This window comes from Vibrio sp. 10N.239.312.C11, from assembly GCF_041466065.1.
Lineage (GTDB): Bacteria > Pseudomonadota > Gammaproteobacteria > Enterobacterales > Vibrionaceae > Vibrio > Vibrio tasmaniensis_A.
On record NZ_JBFSRZ010000071.1, the window covers coordinates 1 to 18,068 of the forward strand.

General features: G+C 43.6%; 14 protein-coding genes and 2 pseudogenes. 9 read left to right on the forward strand and 7 right to left on the reverse strand.

Going from position 1 to position 18,068, the window contains the following annotated elements:
• Window positions 1-228: 228 nt before the first annotated feature.
• Together AB6D07_RS20845 and AB6D07_RS20850 are read left to right on the forward strand one after the other, a co-directional pair.
• Window positions 229-1,977 carry a formate--tetrahydrofolate ligase gene (locus tag AB6D07_RS20845; RefSeq protein WP_017102164.1) on the forward strand — a complete coding sequence of 583 codons (1,749 nt, stop codon included), beginning with the start codon at window positions 229-231 and terminating at the stop codon, window positions 1,975-1,977.
• 240 nt (window positions 1,978-2,217) lie between these two features.
• The gene (locus AB6D07_RS20850; RefSeq protein WP_017102165.1) at window positions 2,218-4,122 is read left to right on the forward strand and encodes a diguanylate cyclase; all 1,905 of its coding nucleotides are present in this window, start codon (window positions 2,218-2,220) and stop codon (window positions 4,120-4,122) included.
• Window positions 4,123-4,190: 68 nt separating this feature from the next.
• Here AB6D07_RS20850 and AB6D07_RS20855 read toward each other — a convergent pair whose 3' ends face one another.
• Window positions 4,191-4,796, reverse strand: a complete 606-nt coding sequence (locus tag AB6D07_RS20855) for a beta-phosphoglucomutase family hydrolase (protein ID WP_009845180.1) — start codon at window positions 4,794-4,796, stop codon at window positions 4,191-4,193.
• An 87-nt stretch (window positions 4,797-4,883) separates the two neighbouring features.
• Here AB6D07_RS20855 and arfB point away from each other — a divergent pair, with 87 nt between their 5' ends.
• On the forward strand, window positions 4,884-5,294 hold the full coding sequence (gene arfB, locus AB6D07_RS20860) for an alternative ribosome rescue aminoacyl-tRNA hydrolase ArfB (protein ID WP_012600691.1): 411 nt from the start codon (window positions 4,884-4,886) through the stop codon (window positions 5,292-5,294).
• A gap of 161 nt (window positions 5,295-5,455) precedes the next feature.
• Here arfB and AB6D07_RS20865 read toward each other — a convergent pair whose 3' ends face one another.
• A complete protein-coding gene (locus AB6D07_RS20865; RefSeq protein ID WP_009845174.1) occupies window positions 5,456-5,773 on the reverse strand; it encodes a helix-turn-helix domain-containing protein in 318 nt (105 codons plus the stop codon).
• A gap of 199 nt (window positions 5,774-5,972) precedes the next feature.
• Between AB6D07_RS20865 and AB6D07_RS20870 the strand changes: the two genes are divergently transcribed.
• Entirely contained in the window at window positions 5,973-6,311 is a 339-nt protein-coding gene (locus AB6D07_RS20870) for a hypothetical protein (protein WP_017102166.1), read from the forward strand.
• Between the two features lie 140 nt (window positions 6,312-6,451).
• On the opposite strand, the gene AB6D07_RS20875 is transcribed toward AB6D07_RS20870, so the two are convergent.
• The 3 genes from AB6D07_RS20875 to AB6D07_RS20885 all read right to left on the reverse strand — a co-directional run bounded on the left by AB6D07_RS20875 (window position 6,452) and on the right by AB6D07_RS20885 (window position 10,149).
• Window positions 6,452-7,609 (reverse strand): trypsin-like serine protease, encoded by a 1,158-nt coding sequence (locus AB6D07_RS20875; RefSeq protein WP_017097961.1) that lies wholly within the window; start codon window positions 7,607-7,609, stop codon window positions 6,452-6,454.
• 333 nt (window positions 7,610-7,942) lie between these two features.
• A complete protein-coding gene (gene gcvT / locus AB6D07_RS20880; RefSeq protein ID WP_029222778.1) occupies window positions 7,943-9,076 on the reverse strand; it encodes a glycine cleavage system aminomethyltransferase GcvT in 1,134 nt (377 codons plus the stop codon).
• A gap of 449 nt (window positions 9,077-9,525) precedes the next feature.
• The gene (locus AB6D07_RS20885; RefSeq protein WP_017064652.1) at window positions 9,526-10,149 is read right to left on the reverse strand and encodes a helix-turn-helix domain-containing protein; all 624 of its coding nucleotides are present in this window, start codon (window positions 10,147-10,149) and stop codon (window positions 9,526-9,528) included.
• Window positions 10,150-10,590: 441 nt separating this feature from the next.
• On the opposite strand from AB6D07_RS20885, the gene AB6D07_RS20890 reads away from it, so the two are divergent.
• The 3 genes from AB6D07_RS20890 (at window position 10,591) to gcvP (ending at window position 15,284) form a co-directional block, all read left to right on the forward strand.
• Window positions 10,591-11,883, forward strand: a complete 1,293-nt coding sequence (locus AB6D07_RS20890) for a serine hydroxymethyltransferase (RefSeq protein WP_017102168.1) — start codon at window positions 10,591-10,593, stop codon at window positions 11,881-11,883.
• A 51-nt stretch (window positions 11,884-11,934) separates the two neighbouring features.
• A complete protein-coding gene (gene gcvH / locus AB6D07_RS20895; protein WP_009845137.1) occupies window positions 11,935-12,315 on the forward strand; it encodes a glycine cleavage system protein GcvH in 381 nt (126 codons plus the stop codon).
• 89 nt (window positions 12,316-12,404) lie between these two features.
• Window positions 12,405-15,284 carry an aminomethyl-transferring glycine dehydrogenase gene (gene gcvP, locus AB6D07_RS20900; protein WP_017102169.1) on the forward strand — a complete coding sequence of 960 codons (2,880 nt, stop codon included), beginning with the start codon at window positions 12,405-12,407 and terminating at the stop codon, window positions 15,282-15,284.
• Window positions 15,285-15,644: 360 nt separating this feature from the next.
• On the opposite strand, the gene AB6D07_RS20905 is transcribed toward gcvP, so the two are convergent.
• Window positions 15,645-16,223 (reverse strand): O-methyltransferase, encoded by a 579-nt coding sequence (locus AB6D07_RS20905; RefSeq protein ID WP_017102170.1) that lies wholly within the window; start codon window positions 16,221-16,223, stop codon window positions 15,645-15,647.
• 122 nt (window positions 16,224-16,345) lie between these two features.
• Here AB6D07_RS20905 and AB6D07_RS20910 point away from each other — a divergent pair.
• Window positions 16,346-16,588, forward strand: a pseudogene (locus AB6D07_RS20910) (IS110 family transposase); the annotation flags it as partial.
• A 205-nt stretch (window positions 16,589-16,793) separates the two neighbouring features.
• Window positions 16,794-17,074: pseudogene (locus AB6D07_RS20915) on the forward strand (transposase).
• A gap of 324 nt (window positions 17,075-17,398) precedes the next feature.
• On the opposite strand, the gene AB6D07_RS20920 reads toward AB6D07_RS20915, so the two are convergent.
• Complete coding sequence (locus tag AB6D07_RS20920) at window positions 17,399-17,938, reverse strand: hypothetical protein (protein WP_017103809.1); 540 nt, start codon at window positions 17,936-17,938, stop codon at window positions 17,399-17,401.
• Window positions 17,939-18,068 lie beyond the last annotated feature (130 nt).

Genomic DNA, 18,068 nt, shown 5'->3' on the forward strand with positions numbered 1-18,068 from the left:
TGCCTTGGAACTTCAAACACTGACAAGTCGCCCCGTGGGTTCATGGGGCGGATACATCAGATCGAATATTTTTCTCGTTTAAGATTTGATCTCGCGCAATGACTCTTTAGATCTGTTATCTTCCAGCACATAATTGATGTGGTTTGCCTTTACTTGGCAAATTTATACAGTACTATCGCCACGCAAACGTTTACGTACCACCTTTCGGTTCTGATATAAGGATCAAATATGCTGTCTGATATTGATATTTGTCGCTCTACTCCCCTTAAAAACATCAGTGAAGTTGCCAAGCAAGCTGGCCTGCACCACAACGAACATCAGCCATTAGGGCAATACAAATCTAAAGTGTCTCTCACATCACTTGAACGCCTCGCTAGCCAACAAGATGGTAAATTAGTCGTGGTTACGGCCATCACACCGACGCCTCTTGGTGAGGGCAAAACCGTCACCACTATCGGACTAGCACAAGGTCTAGCAAAGATTAACCAATCCGCTATGGCCTGCATTCGCCAACCTTCAATGGGCCCGGTATTTGGTGTAAAAGGTGGTGCAGCCGGCGGTGGCTATTCACAAGTTGCCCCAATGGAGCAATTGAACCTTCACCTGACTGGCGACATTCATGCCGTAACAGTCGCTCATAACCTCGCATCTGCCGCTATTGACGCTCGTTTGTATCATGAGCAACGTGAAGGGTTAGAAGCCTTTGAGGCTCGCTCAGGCTTAAAAGCTCTGGATATCGACCCACGCAGAATCGTGTGGCGACGTGTACTTGACCACAATGACCGCGCACTGCGTATGATCACGGTTGGCAAGAACGAAGCAGACAAAACAATTAATGGCTTTGAGCGCGAGGATGGCTTTGACATCTCAGCCGCTTCAGAGCTGATGGCTATTCTTGCTCTCACTGATGACCTCCAAGATTTAAGAAAGCGTATCGGACGAGTGGTACTCGCATACAACAACCAAGGCTTGCCATTAACTGCAGATGACTTCAACGTAGCAGGTGCTATGACAGTCACAATGAAAGACTCCATAGAGCCAACATTGATGCAAACCCTTGAAGGGGTTCCTACCCTAATCCACGCGGGGCCATTCGCTAACATCGCACACGGTAACTCTTCTATTATTGCCGATAAGGTTGCGTTAAAGCTAAGTGACTTTGCCGTGACGGAAGGTGGCTTCGGCTCAGATATGGGTTTTGAGAAAGCATGTAACATCAAAGTGAAAGCATCGAAAAAAAATCCAGATTGTGCTGTTATTGTCGCAACATTACGTGGTCTAAAAGCCAACTCAGGTTTATACGATTTGAGACCAGGAACTCCGCTACCAGATTCAATCTTTAATGATGACCAAGACGCGCTTATTGCAGGGTTTGAGAACCTTAAATGGCACATCAACAGCGTTAAGCAATACCAAGTGCCTACCGTTGTTGCGATCAATCGATTTCCACAAGATTCAGCTCAAGAGCTCGATGCTTTGAAACAGATGATCACCGACTTCGACCCAAGCGTTAGTGTTGAAGTAAGCGAAGCATTTGGTCAGGGTGGCGAAGGGGCGACTAAATTGGCTCACGCCGTAGTAAAAGCTTGCCAAAAACAGAGTGAATTTAAGCCGTTGTATCACTCAAAGCAAAGCCTAGAAGAAAAACTGATGGCCGTCGCTGAAGTTGGCTATGGCGCAGCAAGTATCTCGCTATCTCCACTGGCTAAAAAACAACTGGCCGAATTCAAACTGCATGGCTATAACGACCTATCGGTTTGTTTAGCAAAAACACCACTATCGATCTCGACAGAAGCACACGTAAAAGGTGCACCATCTCAGTTTGACGTACCCGTTAGGGAGCTAAAACTGTGTGCTGGTGCTGGCTTTATTTACGCGCTGTGCGGCAATGTAATGACCATGCCAGGCCTACCGGATAAACCGGCTTTTATGTCGTTGGACATTGATAGCAAAGGAAACATCGTTGGCTTAAGTTAATTACGACCAGACATAGGCTAAAAATCCGCTTTATCTAGAATAACCTGTCCGTACTATGCTCCCCATTATATTTGCGGACAGGTCTCGTTTCTGATACCTAATTGCTCAATTAACACCCCAAGTGCAATAAATTTCATTAAAAACGAAATAATATGCACATCTGATTATAAGTTTTGGGTCAAGATCACATTAATAGGCCTGCAAAATATATAGTATTGCGCTGATTTTTCGAGGACAGTGATGAATACGAGTATAAAAAAACTGATCAGCCAATTTCTATGTACCTTGTTTGTCCTAGGATTAGTCCCTGCTCTCTATATAAACTCTGAATTTGAACGGGTTGAAGCCCAGTATGCGCTAAACATCAAACAGTCTAATCAAAACCAAATCGAATACAGCTTCCATCAACTCGCTATTATTGTTGAGCAAATATCAAACGCGGTTCCCTCTATTGCCGCCTCACAGACCCTACTTCGTTCCATTTCCGAGCCTTCAGTTACTAACAAACAAGCACTGCAGGATCTGTGGGTTGTATTGGCACACGGGCAACAATACTACTCTCAACTGCGTTTCCTAGATCTAGACGCTAATGAAGTATTCCGCGTCAACTATAAAGATGGCCACGCAAGTGTCACTCCAGACCACGAGTTACAAAACAAATCCTCTCGCGATTACTACAAAAAGCTACAAGAATTAGAGATTGGAGAAGTTAAAGCTACAGGCATTGATCTAGAAGTTGAAAATGGAGAGTTAGTTCGCCCCTTTTCGCCGACACTTCGCATTATGACGCCTGTCACTGTAGGGGAGCACATTATTGGCTATTTCATTGCTAACCTAAATATGCGCGAGATCTATGATCGCTTACATTACCAGATAGGTACATCAGCGACAGTTCCGGTCATCCTTAATAATACTGGTCATGTCATCATGGGTCCCGACCCTGAGGATTCATTTGGGCATGTGATTGAATCACGTTCAGACAAGACGTATGCAAAACTAGCCCCAGGCCTGTGGCAGAATATTCAAAGCGGCACCTCATCCAGCTATTTTGATGGTAAAAACTGGTATTTTCACTCTGACATCAGCCCTAAGATTAAGCAGTTTGAAGGACCAATTTATATGGTTCTTCATATTGAAGAACATCAATTTAACACTCAGTTTCAACAAGAAAATCACGCCATAGTCGTTCAGATAATCATACTCTCGATATTGATTTCAATGATATCTGCAGGTTTCGTACTGTGGAACAGAAATCATAAAAAGAACAGTATCGAAAGCCAACTCGCCAAAGCGGCAATGAACGGTATGTCTGCCCTATTAATCACAGACAAAAATAACCGAATCATAAAAGTAAACCAAGAGTTCACCCGTGTCAGTGGCTACGAGTTAGAAGATGTAAAAGGTAAACAGCCTTCATTGTTTAACGCTGGCCGATATAATGAAGAGTTCTACATTAAAATGTGGAGCGTCATTAAAGAGACAGGGATATGGGAAGGCGAAGTGGTGAACCGACGAAAGGATGGCACCTTCATCACGGAAATTCTTCGAATACAAACCATCAAAGACTCAAAAGATGTGATTCAATTTTATGTTGCATCATTTGTTGATATCAGCAAACGCAAAGAGCTCGAGAATAAATTGAGAAACCTTAGCGAAAAAGATGCACTATCTGGCTGTTGGAATAGACGAAAGTTCGACCTGGAGCTTCGTGACGAGTGTTCTCGCGTTAGTCGTTACCCTACTCGCGAGCAATCTTGCTTAGCCATATTGGATATTGACCATTTCAAACGCATTAACGATAGATTTGGACATGATTATGGCGATAAAGCCATACAAACCGTAGCACAGGTACTGCAACGTGAATGCCGAGATACCGATTTCGTGGCTCGTATTGGGGGAGAAGAGTTTGGGGTTATCTTGCCTCACACGACACCACAAGAAGCCGACTATGTGCTTAATAGGCTGAGAATCGCGATCAGTATCGAGTTCGACAACGTCGTTACAATAAGTGGCGGAATAACCAACCTAACAGGTGAACCTGCACTCAATTATAAGTGCGCCGATTTAGCTCTTTACGAAGCAAAAGCAGTAGGTAGAAACAGTGTATGTTTGTTCCTTGATAGCGAAATGAGCGAAATTGCATAGTGGGAGCCTGCATCGCACCACCGCCCCGCTAACTTATTCATTTCACTCTAGAGTCGTTCACTCAACAATCAACTTGGTGCGGGGTAGAACTCCAGCGTATTCCCTTCGACTACCAGAATGCAATCCATATTCGCAGCATGGGCTGCCTGCTTACCAAGGTGAGTATCTTCAAACACAACACACTGCTTTGGCTGTAAACCCATACCAAAACAAGCAGCTAAGAAAGTATCAGGGTTTGGTTTATGATTCTTCACATCTGTCGCTGTCACTAAGATATCCAACTTACTCAAGATATCCGTTTTATCTAACAGTTGTTCTGCGCTCTTGCGTTGACTGCCCGTTCCAACCGCAATCTTCTTGTCACCGAGATGGTCTATCAAAAGAGAATACGTACAAGGGATAATATCTCCTTTGTCTTCAATAGCTGCAAACGAAGCCATTTTAAACGTAGAAACCGCTTGTGGGTCGAGCGATAAACCGTACTTACTATTTACCTCACCAGCGATCTTATAACTCGGCATTCCACCTAAGCTATGCAGCCAAGACGCTTCGAAATAAAAGCCGAACTCTTCCGCCGTTTGTTGCCATGCTTTCACATGTGCTGGCATTGTATCGATCAACGTACCGTCCATATCAAAGATTAATCCTTCATACGCCGTTAAATCAATTTTCATCACTACTACCACTCTTTAAGAAAGTTACTGATACCATACCCAATATTCAGTATCATGACCCCATATTACTGTTCAAAATGGATGTTTATGTTACAAATATCTAACTCTGTTTCAATTCAAGACTGGGAACTCCAGCTAACCGCGATCAGAGCTCAAGGAGCCGGAGGTCAAAACGTCAATAAAGTATCGAGTGCGATACATTTACGTTTTGACATAAAGCACTCAACCCTACCCGATTTCTATAAAGAAAAACTCCTGGCACATAAAGATGGTCGTATCACTAAAGATGGTGTGATTATCATTAAAGCTCAACAGTACAGAACTCAGGAGCAAAACCGAGACGATGCTTTGGTACGTTTGAAAGAGCTGATCTTAGAAGCAACAAAAGTTCAAAAAGTGAGACGAGCAACCAAGCCAACACGCGGCTCTCAAAAAAGACGTTTAGAAAGTAAAAAGCAAAGAAGCACCACCAAACAACTTCGCGGAAGAGTAGACTAATTGTTTCATGTCCGTAGTGAGCACCTCACCATGAAACAATCATTTTAGCTCTAACTAGCTGGACAAAAGACGATACCTGACATTGTTTATTCGAAGACTGGTTCTTTGAGGCTACATATTCGCAATACTATTGATTAGAAAGTGTCTATTAGAACAAAACGCTACTTCTGTTTTTTGACCGACAAAATCAGTTTAATCAACAGCATTCGCTCTTCACTGGTTAACAAACGACTAGCAGCAGCTACATCTTCCGCTGCTGCTTCAGACGCTCCTACAACGTCGAGTACGACATCCAAGTCCGTAACTTTCAAGGTTCTCGTGATCGAACGATACTGAGACATTTTGATATCAGCCTCTCCCCGCTCAATTCGTTGATAGGTTTTCAAGCTCATCCCTGCGCTAGCCGCTAATTTTTCTTGAGACCAATTGCCTAGCTTCCTACGCTCAATCAGCGCAATGACTATAGGTTCTTGTGACATAAGCACCTCCAGAATAGACAGTTATGACCTAATTTCAGCAAGAAGCAGACCATATTGACTTAGAACAGTTTACATAAGTGATTAAAGGCATATTATTCGGCCGATAAAAACGTTACGTTTCATGGACTTTCATACTTACAACGGCGTTAACTCACGGGCAGATAAGTTTGAATTATCAAGAGCTAGGAAATAAGAAAAATTGCAAATTGCGAATAATGATAGCGTGAAATTGGAAATTGCGAATCTCTATAAATTGGTATTTCCTTGCATACAACAGGCTTTAGAATCAGAAGATACCCGTAATGAAATTGTTGCGGTACAGCAGAGATTACTGACTTACAAAGAAGTGCTGTTACACGGAAATATGCTGGAAGATAAAGAATTAAAACAGGCCTTTTCTGCATTGAACCAAAGCGAGAAAGGTGTTGTACAAGGTGGTATTCAAAATATCAACGATGCCATAAAGCAAATGGATGAAATTGTCGAAAGGTATAGCAGGAAGGCGAAAATCAATAAGCAGGCATATCGACAAGTTTGAAGCGATAGTACACCGAAATAACCAAGTCGACGCTGATGCTTTTTAGCGTCGACTTAATCTAAGACTTCTTTCATTAATGCTTAAATGAACAACCTGTCGAGGTATAGCCCTCAATCATGCTGATGAACGTCTACTTAACTTTAAATAGATTGTCTTCTTAAAATAAGTAAACCAAGCGCGAATATCGACAAGAACCCCAAAGAACCGCCGCTACTAGAGCCTGAGTTGGTGCCTGAATTAGACCCGCCCGATAGGCTTATCTTCGGCATTGACGTTTCATTTAACAAAGCAGAAGATGAATCAACGGTTTCACCATCGCTCACTCGTACGAGAACACGAGAACTCGGTGTACTTCTAACTTCAAAAGTTGCGTTTTCAGTGCCTGAAACAACTCGATCTATCCATCCTGCATAATCATAAACTTCCGTAAAAACAGACGTGTATTTTTCAGTAAGGCTTCCACATGTAGCTGGCCCGTAACTCGTAATGCCTATTTGCTGATAGCTAACCCCATCCCACCAATAGACAGGACCGCCTGAATCACCATTACAGGTCGAGTTTTTGTATCCATTGAACTGCGCTCCATCAAAACAAAGCTGTTTGTCTGTTGAATTACAGCTATTTGTAGCATCGAAGGTTAAATTCGCTTGATTTACTACATTGGTAGCAGTTCTAGAAACAGTTTTGCCTTGGTCATCAGTTATATGACTCGTCAAGCCTCGGCCAACTGCCTTAAACGTATCTTGACCACGATTCAATGCATAGACATTGTCGAATGTAGAGTTAATTGAAGAAGAGTAGTCTCGTACATTTAAGGCTGTTTTGAGTTTCAAGATAGCAATATCGTTTGGTAATACTTTCCCGTTGATGGGATCAAGATTATTACTATAGTCACTTGGATAATATATCTTTTCGACTCGTGCTGATTGGTATCCACCGTTGTTATATTTTGTTTGATCTGCCATTCCTGGAACAACCCAAGTATTAAGCATCCACGCGTAACTTTCATACACACAATGGGCAGCGGTAAGCACGAATTGTGCATCTATAATGGTTCCACCACAGTAGTTAGAAAATTTTGAACCATCATGAAAGTACAGGCTAGTAAACGTTGGATAAGTATTAGTTAGTTCTGCATCTGTTGTGGGGCTACCATTGATAATATAAGGTGAAACACCGACATTAGGAGCACTTTCGACCGAGTTTTCCGTCGCCATAACACTTGATGTGTAAATCAATGGAGCTAACAGCCCTAAAACGGCTTTACGAACCGGACTCATTGTATGGTTAACATTCATAGATAACTCCTTGTAACCCCTACTACTTATTTACAAAAATGATGAATCGTCACCATAACACGTACCACTAATATTATAGTAAGCAATTTTAATGATATAGCCATATGTCTCGTTTTAAAAAACGAACTTTCAGGTATCTGGGCTTGTAGCGATATAGAAAGTTATACGCTCTTAAAATTAGATACGTTTATAAAAATAGATACGTTCATAAAAAGGGAGACAGGCTTAAACAAAAAAGCCTACCGTTGAACTTCTCTACACAGAGAAGCAAACAGTAGGCTTTGCTTAGCTTAGCTTAGCTTAGCTTAGCTCAATAGTTTCTCTTAAAATAGATTAGCCACGGTAGTAACGTTGAGGTACGAATGGCATTTTTTCTACTGTCATTGGTAGCTTCTTACCACGAACTTCAGCGAATACTTCAGTGCCAATTACTGCTAGATCAGTGCGTACATATGCCATAGAAACAGGTTTGCCTGCATTAGGCCCCGCTGTACCGCTTGTTACAACACCAATCTTGTTGTCTTCAGCATCGAACAGCTCAGCGCCTTCACGTACTGGCGCTTTAGTTTGACCAACAAGACCAACACGCTTACGTTGAACATCTTTGGTTGCGATTTGCTCAAGGATGATATCAGCGCCAGGGAAACCGCCTGCACGTTCACCGTCTGTACGACGCACTTTTTGAATACCCCATAGAAGGCTAGCTTCTACTGGAGTAGTTGTTGTATCTAGGTCATGACCGTATAGACATAGACCACACTCAAGACGAAGTGAGTCACGAGCGCCAAGGCCAATCCACTCTACTTCAGCTTCTGATGTTAGCTTGCGTGCCAGTGCTTCAGCGTGATCGTTAGGAACAGAGATCTCGTAGCCATCTTCCCCCGTGTAACCACTGCGGCTCACGATGCATTCAACGCCGTCGATATCAACTTTTTGAACGTCCATGAAAAGCATGTCAGCAACGCTTGGTTGGAAACGAGCTAAAACTTCAGACGCTTTAGGGCCTTGAAGTGCTAATAGAGCGCGATCATCAATCACTTCCATTTCTACGTCAGCTGGAAGGTGCGCAGTTAGATGGTCGATATCTTGTGTCTTACATGCTGCGTTCACAACAACAAACAGGTGATCACCTAGGTTAGCAACCATCAGATCATCCATAATGCCGCCCTGCTCGTTAGTAAAAAACGCATAGCGCTGCTTACCAGAAGGAAGGTCAATAATATCTACAGGAACCAAAGATTCTAAGACAGCAGCTGCGTTTGCACCATGTAGACGAAGTTGCCCCATGTGAGAAACATCAAAAAGACCAGCAGCATCACGAGTATGTAAATGCTCTTTCTTTACACCAAGCGGGTACTGGACTGGCATATCGTAGCCAGCGAAAGGAACCATCTTTGCGCCCTCTTCAACGTGAAGTGCATGCAGTGGTGTTGTTAGTAGGTCTTGATTAGCGTGTTCTTGAGTCATTTTATTCTCCATGAAGCGTTGCAGGCTGTCCAAAATCGAGTCTGCCGCTTATATCTCTATTTAGAGTCGCCTCTAACGATACTGGTTAACGTTAGAAACAGTAGATAGTAAAAAGTGATGTCCTTTATATAGGCTTATATCGTTGGCTCTATAAATTATGAATAACTGTACAGAACCCATACAACTCACTTTCTAAGAATTCACTTCAGTAAACTTCAATCAACATGAGTAAACCGTGTTCACTATAATAAACAAGGCTGAGTGAGTTTTACACCCTTAACAAGATTAAAACAGCTCAAAATGTGACATTTAACAATTTAAAAACAATTTATAGATACATACAAAAACGCGATATTGATGATTTTCACATCAATATCGCGTCTGTTGGCTAACGTTCGAAACAAAAGCAAACGTTTGCATTCACTATAAGAAATTCTAAGTTTGTTAACTTATTTTGCAGTCACCCACAAAATGAGTGCATCTTCTGTACTGGTAGAAATCAGCATGTGGCCCATATTGGCATCGTAATACATGCTATCGCCTTCGCTCATTGGCACAGGTTCGTAGAATTCTGAATAGAACATCACATCACCGGAGATAATCATTAAGAACTCCTCACCGTCATGACGCACCCAATCATTATACTCTTCAAAAGTACGTGCTCTTACGCGGCTCTTAAACGGCATCATCTTCTTATTAGAAAGCTCAGTCGCAAGCAGCTCATGTTCATAAGTCGGTGTTGGGTGTGGTTTACCTTGGCCTGCCTTGGTTAAATCTCGACGTCCTGTTGCCACTTTTTTTCTTGGCGGCTCAAAGAGTTGCGGCATATCAATTTGCAAACCCATCGCCAATTTTTGCATTGCTTGAAACGTTGGTGAGATCTGTTCATTCTCAATTTTGCTGAGCGTAGAGCGAGCCAAGCCTGTTCTTTGGCTTGCTTCTTCTAACGTAATCCCAAGCTTGCCGCGGATATCTTTAATACGCTGGCCAAGCCTAAGTGGTTCGATATTCTGGTCTAACGTTTCCTTCGCCAACGTTAAAGATGGGTACTCATCATAAATGTCTTCTGACATAGGTCCCTCATTAATTTCTTGCTTCCTGTCTATTCATTTCATTGTTGCATGAAGCGCTTTGTTGATTAAAGAGCACACAGAGAAATAAAGCGTGCTCCCCGTAGCAAAACAAGAAAAGTTGTTTCCTATTGGAAATTTTTGTTGAAAATTGATTTTATCGGAGCTATGTTATCGACTTGTTAGATGAAGAGATGCTACTTCAGCTTGCAGCAAATGATAGATTTAACATTTGTAAGAGCTGTTTTTTACCCGAACTTTTTGGGAAACAATTCGTGCTGCATCGACCCTACAACGATCGCTTAGACGCTGTAAGAGTATATTTATAACGCAATTCACGTTTATCTATACCTATATAGCGCAAACGATACCGATGCAGAAATCAACGTAAGACCTAATGGACTATAAAAACAATCACCATTAGCTTAATGAAAGGTCTCGACAATGAACGCTTACCAAAACCATAGCTTAGACAGTTTTTTCTCTACGAACCTATCTGCGACTGACGACGCAGTATTTGCTGGAATCCAAGCAGAGAACACTCGTCAAAACGAACAAATCGAACTTATTGCTTCTGAGAACATCGTTTCTAAAGCAGTAATGCAAGCTCAAGGCACTTGCCTGACCAACAAATACGCAGAAGGCTACCCAGGCCGTCGTTACTACGGTGGTTGTGAGCACGTAGATACAGTAGAAGCTATCGCGATTGAACGTGCTAAACAGCTGTTCAAGTGCGAATACGTAAACGTACAACCTCACTCAGGTGCTCAAGCGAACGGCGCAGTTAAACTTGCCCTACTTCAACCTGGCGACACTATCCTAGGCATGTCTCTAGACGCTGGTGGCCACCTTACACACGGTGCGCGCCCTGCAATGTCTGGTAAGTGGTTCAACGCAGTTCAATACGGCGTAGACCGCGAAACTCTAGAAATCGATTACGAAGCGGTTCGCGCTTTAGCTATCGAAAGCCAACCTAAAATGATTATTGCTGGTGGTAGTGCTATCCCACGCGTTATTGATTTCGCTAAGTTCCGTGAAATCGCTGACGAAGTTGGCGCTATCCTAATGGTCGATATGGCACACATCGCGGGTCTTATCGCGACAGGTGCTCACCCTAGCCCACTACCACACGCACACGTTGTTACCACAACAACGCACAAAACACTTCGTGGCCCACGCGGCGGCATGATTCTTACGAACCACGAAGACATCAACAAAAAGATCAACTCTGCAGTGTTCCCTGGCCTTCAAGGCGGCCCACTAATGCACGTTATCGCGGCTAAAGCAGTGGCGTTTGGCGAAGCACTTGGCCCTGAATTTAATACTTATATTGATTCAGTGATCGACAACGCAAAAGTTCTTGCTGAAGTGTTGCAAACTCGCGGTTGTGACATTGTGACTGGCGGTACAGACACACATCTAATGTTGGTTGACCTTCGCCCTAAAGGCTTGAAAGGTAACGTAACTGAAGAAGCATTAGAGCGTGCAGGGATCACATGTAACAAAAATGGCATACCATTCGATACAGAGAAGCCTATGATTACTTCTGGTATCCGTTTAGGCACGCCAGCTGGAACCAGTCGTGGTTTTGGCACTGAAGAATTCAAACTTATCGGTGAATGGATCGGCGATGTACTTGATGGCTTAGTTGAAAGCCCTGAAGGCAATGCTGAAGTTGAGCAACGTGTTCGCAAGCAAGTTAAAGAGCTTTGCAAGCGCTTCCCTCTTTACCGTTAAACCAATTTTAAGATTTAAATTAAAACCTCATAAATTTTTGGAGAATAAGCAATGGACAATACACTAAAGTTTGCAGACAGCCACGAGTGGGTAAAAGACAACGGTGACGGTACTGTAACTATTGGTATTTCTGAGCACGCTCAAGAGCTACTAGGTGACGTTGTGTTTGTTGACCTGCCAGACACTGAAGACGAAATTGAAGCTGGCGAAAGCTTCTCTCTGGTTGAATCAGTGAAAGCAGCTTCTGATATCTACGCACCAATCTCTGGCGAAATTGTAGAAATCAACGAAGAATTAGAAGATAGCCCAGAGCTAATCAACGAAGAACCTTATGAAGGCGGTTGGATTGTTAAAGTGAAGATGTCTGATGCGTCTGAACTAAACAACCTTAAAGATGCGGAAGAATACCTAAGCTCTGTAGAAGAAGACTAATAGGTAACCTCATTACGATAAAGCTGCTCTTTGGAGCAGCTTAATTTTAGGGGCTAGCTCACGGCTCCAGAGAGAAAGTAGAACATATCATGACTGAATTACTTCAAAGCCAATTACTGAAAGACTTGGGTACGCAAAACGAGTTTGTTGCTCGTCATAACGGCCCTAATAAAGCAGACCAGCAAAAAATGCTTGAAGCGATCAACGCGACTAGCCTAGACGCACTGATCGACGAAACGGTTCCTGCACAAATCCGTCTTGAAAAACCAATGACACTTGCTGCGCCACTGAGCGAGATGGACATGCTGACCTCTCTTAAAGAGATCGCTAACCTAAACCAAGTGAAACGTACTTTCATTGGCCAAGGCTACTACAACACATTCACTCCAAACGTTATTCTACGTAACGTTTTAGAGAACCCCGGCTGGTACACAGCTTACACACCATACCAACCAGAGATTTCTCAAGGTCGTCTTGAAGCTCTACTCAATTACCAACAAATGGTAATGGACCTAACCGGTATGGAAATCGCGAACGCATCCCTTCTTGATGAAGCGACAGCGGCTGGCGAAGCAATGACTCTGTGTAAGCGTGCTGGCAAAAGCAAGAGCAAAGTATTCTTCGTTGCTGACGATGTTCACCCTCAAACACTAGAAGTTGTTAAAACTCGTGCTGAGTACATCGGTTTTGAAGTCATGGTTGGTGCTCTTGAAACACTTCCAGAGCAAAACGTATTTGGTGCGCTTCTTCAATACCCGAGTACAACGGGTGAAGTTCGTGACCTAACAGACATCATTGCGAAAGCTCAAGCTAACAAAACACTGGTTACAGTGGCTACTGACCTACTTGCTTCCGCTCTACTTAAGCCTGCGGGCGAAATGGGCGCAGACGTAGTCATCGGTTCAGCGCAACGTTTCGGCGTTCCTATGGGTTACGGTGGTCCACACGCTGCATTCATGGGTACTCGTGAAAAACATAAGCGTACAATGCCAGGTCGTGTAATCGGTGTATCTATCGATACTCACGGTAACCAAGCGCTACGTATGGCAATGCAAACTCGTGAGCAACACATCCGCCGCGAGAAAGCGACATCGAACATCTGTACAGCTCAAGCACTTTTAGCAAACATGGCGTCGTTCTACGCGGTTTACCACGGTGCAGAAGGCCTACGTACTATTGCTCGTCGTACACACCACATGACAGCTATCCTAGCGGCTGGCCTGACTAAATCGGGTTACGAACTAACGAACAACAGCTTCTTTGATACCATCACGATCAACTCTGAAGAGAAGACAGATGCACTGTACGCGAAAGCGCAAGCAGCAGACATCAACCTTCGCCTTCTTAAGGGTAAAATCGGTATCAGCTTAGACGAAACAACAACGATCGACGACGTGAATGCACTATTCGCAATCTTCGACGTGAAAGAAGACGTTCAAGCACTATCTTCTGACATTGCATCAAATGAGTTTGCAGCAATTCCAGAAAACTGCCGTCGTGAATCAGAGTTCCTAACTCACCCAGTATTCAACACGCACCACAGCGAAACGCAAATGATGCGTTACCTAAAACAGCTTGAGAACAAAGACTTCTCACTAACGCACGGCATGATCCCACTGGGCAGCTGTACGATGAAGCTGAACGCTGCTGCTGAGATGATTCCAGTAACATGGCCTGAGTTTGGTTCAATTCACCCATTCGCACCTCTAGAGCAAGCAGCGGGCTACACAGCGCTAGCGAAAGATCTTAAAGAGAAGCTATGTGAAATTACCGGTTACGACGATTTCTCACTACAGCCTAACTCTGGTGCATCTGGCGAATACGCAGGTCTAATCGCGATTCAACGCTACCACGCAAGCCGCGGTGAAGCTCACCGTAATGTTTGTCTGATTCCAAGCTCTGCGCACGGTACTAACCCTGCAACAGCATCTATGGTTTCAATGAAAGTAGTGGTTGTTAAGTGTGATGAAGATGGCAACATCGACATGGCAGACCTAGCAGCGAAAATCGAGAAGCACAAAGACAACCTATCAAGCATCATGATCACTTACCCTTCTACGCACGGCGTATACGAAGAGCAAGTGAAAGAAGTGTGTGAACAAGTACACGCAGCGGGCGGTCAGGTTTACCTAGACGGCGCGAACATGAACGCTCAAGTAGGTCTAACTTCACCTGGCTTCATCGGTTCAGACGTATCTCACTTGAACCTACACAAAACATTCTGTATCCCACACGGTGGTGGCGGTCCGGGTATGGGTCCTATCGGCGTTAAATCGCACCTAGCACCTTTCCTACCAGGTCACATCGAAAACGGTGTACAAGGTTCTGACTACGCGGTATCAGCGGCAGATTTAGGTAGTGCTTCAATCTTACCTATCTCTTGGGCTTACATCGCAATGATGGGCGAACCTGGCCTAACAGACGCAACGAAAGTAGCGATTCTGAACGCGAACTACGTGATGGAAAAACTACGTCCTCACTACCCTGTTCTTTACCGTGGCACTAACGGCCGCGTAGCGCACGAATGTATTATCGATATTCGTCCACTTAAGGAAGATACAGGTATCAGCGAAGAAGATATTGCTAAGCGTTTAATGGACTTCGGTTTCCACGCGCCTACTATGTCTTTCCCTGTAGCTGGCACACTAATGGTAGAGCCAACTGAATCTGAAGATTTAGAAGAGCTAGACCGTTTCTGTGAAGCGATGATCGCAATCCGTCACGAAATGGCAGCAGTGAAAGCGGGTGAATGGCCACTAGACAACAACCCTCTAGTGAACGCACCGCACACACAAGTTGACCTTTCAGGCGCAGAATGGGATCGCCCTTACTCTCGCGAACTGGCTTGTTTCCCATCAAAAGCAACCAAGAACTCGAAGTACTGGCCTACTGTTAACCGTGTAGACAACGTATACGGCGACCGTAACCTAATCTGTTCTTGTCCAAGTATCGACAACTACGAAGACTAATTCGTAGCGGCGCTAAGCAGAACAACATAACAAAAGGCGAACCGAACGGTTCGCTTTTTTGTTTTTCGGATTCCAGATTATATGACTAATAAAGCATTGACCTTACCGTAAGGGAAAGGTTTAAGGTGATATGACATTCACGACAAATTAGGAATCAATGATGGGATGTTGCAATAAAGCGCCAAAAGGTGGAGCACCTCTTGGCTTGCTTCTAAAAGTAACACTGGGGATTGGTCTTTTTGTTTTTCTGCTGGCTTTGTGGCAATAGAAGACTTATACAACTTAAGCTTTGAAGCTAAAAAGTGATGGTATGTAAAACATAAATGGCGCCCAAATAGCCATTGACGCCATAGTCTATTGTTAAGCGATTTTCACACACATAACCAAACCTGTAGACCAATCCAGCTTCGTAGTTATTAAATCTGAACGAGTTGTTAAGTGTGATATTAAGTCTTCAACTTTAGTGTTGTGCTCTATCGACCATTCACTTCTCGTATTCATATCATCGACAACATAAATGCCGCCAACTTTTAGTAAACCTAACGCTTCTTCTAAATAGTGATACTTACCCGGCCAAGTATCAGCAAATATCAAATCCAATGAAGCTGGTTCTATTCCATCAATTACAGCTTCGCCTTCACTTAATACGATTTCAACTCGGCTATCATGTTCTAAAAATTTACGAGCCAAGCCAATATTCCGCTCATTATTGTCTACTGAAATTAGCTTAGAGCCAGCACTCATCCCTTCTAACAACCAAGATGTACAAAGCCCAGTACCAGTTCCAAGCTCTAGGAAATTGCCGTTAATTTTACTAGCGCAAAGTGTCGCTAAAAATGAACCTGTTTCAGCATCTGATAACTGCGGAAATCCAATCTCACTTGTAGCAGCTAGAATATCTTCATAGCTATTGGGGTACGTCCCTTCCAATTTGTTCATGATCCCTCCTTGTCACCTAGACATAATGACCCCCACGAAAGGTGTTAGCCTCCAATATCGTGGGTTAGCTTAAAACCATAGCCATAATTAGTGTGTCAAACAACTAAATTTTGGAGGCTAGCATGAATAAAGATAGCATAATTTTCATTGGCTTAGATATGCATAAGTCATTTATTCAAATCGCTGTGTTATAAGAACATCGTGAGGCAAATCCACAACACCTTGGCTGTATTAAATCGAATAAGTCCGCATTGATTAAATTGACCAAACAGCTGCAATCCAAGTATCCAAAAGCCACTCTGCACTTTGTCTATGAAACAGGACCATGCGGTTACTGGACTTATCGCTTAATGACGAGCCTTGGACTCGCTCCAACAGAAAACTCCAGTGGAGGTAAAACTCGGCGTGGCAGCTTAACAAGTATGCCGAGCAAGAGTGCTGGAGACCATTAATTAACACCCAACGTTGTGGCTTCCGAGTGACATACCCAAACAATGAGTGGTCAATTACCGATCAGCGGGATACGGTCAGGCTGCGTTGAGCTATTTGGCACGCTACCTCTATCGTGGCGTGTTGCCTGATGAAGACATCATCCATATAACCGACGACACAGTCACCTTCCGCTATAAAGGGAGCCAAACCAATGTATGGCGAACGCGCACTTTGCCTACTCTCAAGTTCTTGCTGCTCATTTTCAACACGTGCTGCCCAAAGGGTTGCAGCGAGTAAGAGACTACGGATTTTTACGTGGTCAAGCACACGCCTTAAGAGTTCGTATTCAGCTGTTGCTGTTGAACTTGGTCTATAGGATGCCGCCAGTGCCAGTACCGGTAAGGAGCAAAGCGATATGAATCTGCCCTTGTTGTGAGCATGAAATGGCATGTGTTGGAGTAAGCCGACCCATGTAGCCGAAAGGCATTTGATAATAAGGAGAATGGCATTGACGAAAACAGAGGAGATGTGACGACGAAAGAAACGAAAAATAGCTAACTGGTTGATAAGATTGCTATCGCAACCTTATCTTGGCCTCGCTCGCCTTGAGAAAAGACTCAAAGCGGTGCGCCCTTCAAGTTCAATCGTACAATTTACTTACTAAAGTGGCTTCGGGCTTGTTCAACACTCGAGATTTAGTGTTGTCTGCGCAACACCTTAATCCATATTTGTTATGTCGATTCTCACTTATGCCGTTGTGCGTGTGCATGATCTACTTTTAAGGGCATTGCGTCAGCATGTCCAAAATTCGCCTCAAAAGCTTTAACCTTACATGTAGTACACAGAACTACGGGTCCGACGCTAGTATTACTGTACCTCGTCAGGATTCCGTATGCACACCCACAAGTATCGCAAGCAGCATCCCCTTTTACTGTCGCCCCTCTCCTGACGAATAAACGAATTCGTTCTGATTTTCGCAATTCACTACCGCCTCGCCTACCACAACTTGAAGCTTGCAAGATGGCTCTATCAACTTTGCTTAGCTTTCCCTTCGGTCGAGGTTTCAGCAAGGGTTTACGAGCTTGGTTGTCATCTGCTTTTGTACGGTTAATCTTCGAATTTTTTTTGGGGTGGGACGACTTGGATTCTTTTTTTAGTTTTTTATCTACCTTGGAGCTTCGTTTACTACTGTTTTGTTTAGCTTTTTTTTCAGGCTGTGTTGGGTTTGCAGCAGGAACAATGATGCCTGCTGCAATTAACTGTTCTCGGATTGTGCTAACCATGCCAATATACCCTTATAAATAAAGGGTATATTACACTAACCTTAAAAGCTGTACATTCGTTTGTGCAACTATCGACATAGACATAATGACCCCCACGAAAGGTGCTAGCCTCCAATATCGTGGGTTAGCT

What these genes read in the sequence shown, in the direction of transcription:
- AB6D07_RS20845 (WP_017102164.1), top strand. Translation starts at nt 229, where the DNA reads ATGCTGTCTGATATTGATATTTGTCGCTCTACTCCCCTTAAAAACATC.
- AB6D07_RS20850 (WP_017102165.1), top strand. Translation starts at nt 2,218, where the DNA reads ATGAATACGAGTATAAAAAAACTGATCAGCCAATTTCTATGTACCTTG.
- AB6D07_RS20855 (WP_009845180.1), bottom strand. Translation starts at nt 4,796, where the DNA reads ATGAAAATTGATTTAACGGCGTATGAAGGATTAATCTTTGATATGGAC.
- arfB (WP_012600691.1), top strand. Translation starts at nt 4,884, where the DNA reads ATGTTACAAATATCTAACTCTGTTTCAATTCAAGACTGGGAACTCCAG.
- AB6D07_RS20865 (WP_009845174.1), bottom strand. Translation starts at nt 5,773, where the DNA reads ATGTCACAAGAACCTATAGTCATTGCGCTGATTGAGCGTAGGAAGCTA.
- AB6D07_RS20875 (WP_017097961.1), bottom strand. Translation starts at nt 7,609, where the DNA reads ATGAATGTTAACCATACAATGAGTCCGGTTCGTAAAGCCGTTTTAGGG.
- gcvT (WP_029222778.1), bottom strand. Translation starts at nt 9,076, where the DNA reads ATGACTCAAGAACACGCTAATCAAGACCTACTAACAACACCACTGCAT.
- AB6D07_RS20885 (WP_017064652.1), bottom strand. Translation starts at nt 10,149, where the DNA reads ATGTCAGAAGACATTTATGATGAGTACCCATCTTTAACGTTGGCGAAG.
- AB6D07_RS20890 (WP_017102168.1), top strand. Translation starts at nt 10,591, where the DNA reads ATGAACGCTTACCAAAACCATAGCTTAGACAGTTTTTTCTCTACGAAC.
- gcvH (WP_009845137.1), top strand. Translation starts at nt 11,935, where the DNA reads ATGGACAATACACTAAAGTTTGCAGACAGCCACGAGTGGGTAAAAGAC.
- gcvP (WP_017102169.1), top strand. Translation starts at nt 12,405, where the DNA reads ATGACTGAATTACTTCAAAGCCAATTACTGAAAGACTTGGGTACGCAA.
- AB6D07_RS20905 (WP_017102170.1), bottom strand. Translation starts at nt 16,223, where the DNA reads ATGAACAAATTGGAAGGGACGTACCCCAATAGCTATGAAGATATTCTA.
- AB6D07_RS20920 (WP_017103809.1), bottom strand. Translation starts at nt 17,938, where the DNA reads ATGGTTAGCACAATCCGAGAACAGTTAATTGCAGCAGGCATCATTGTT.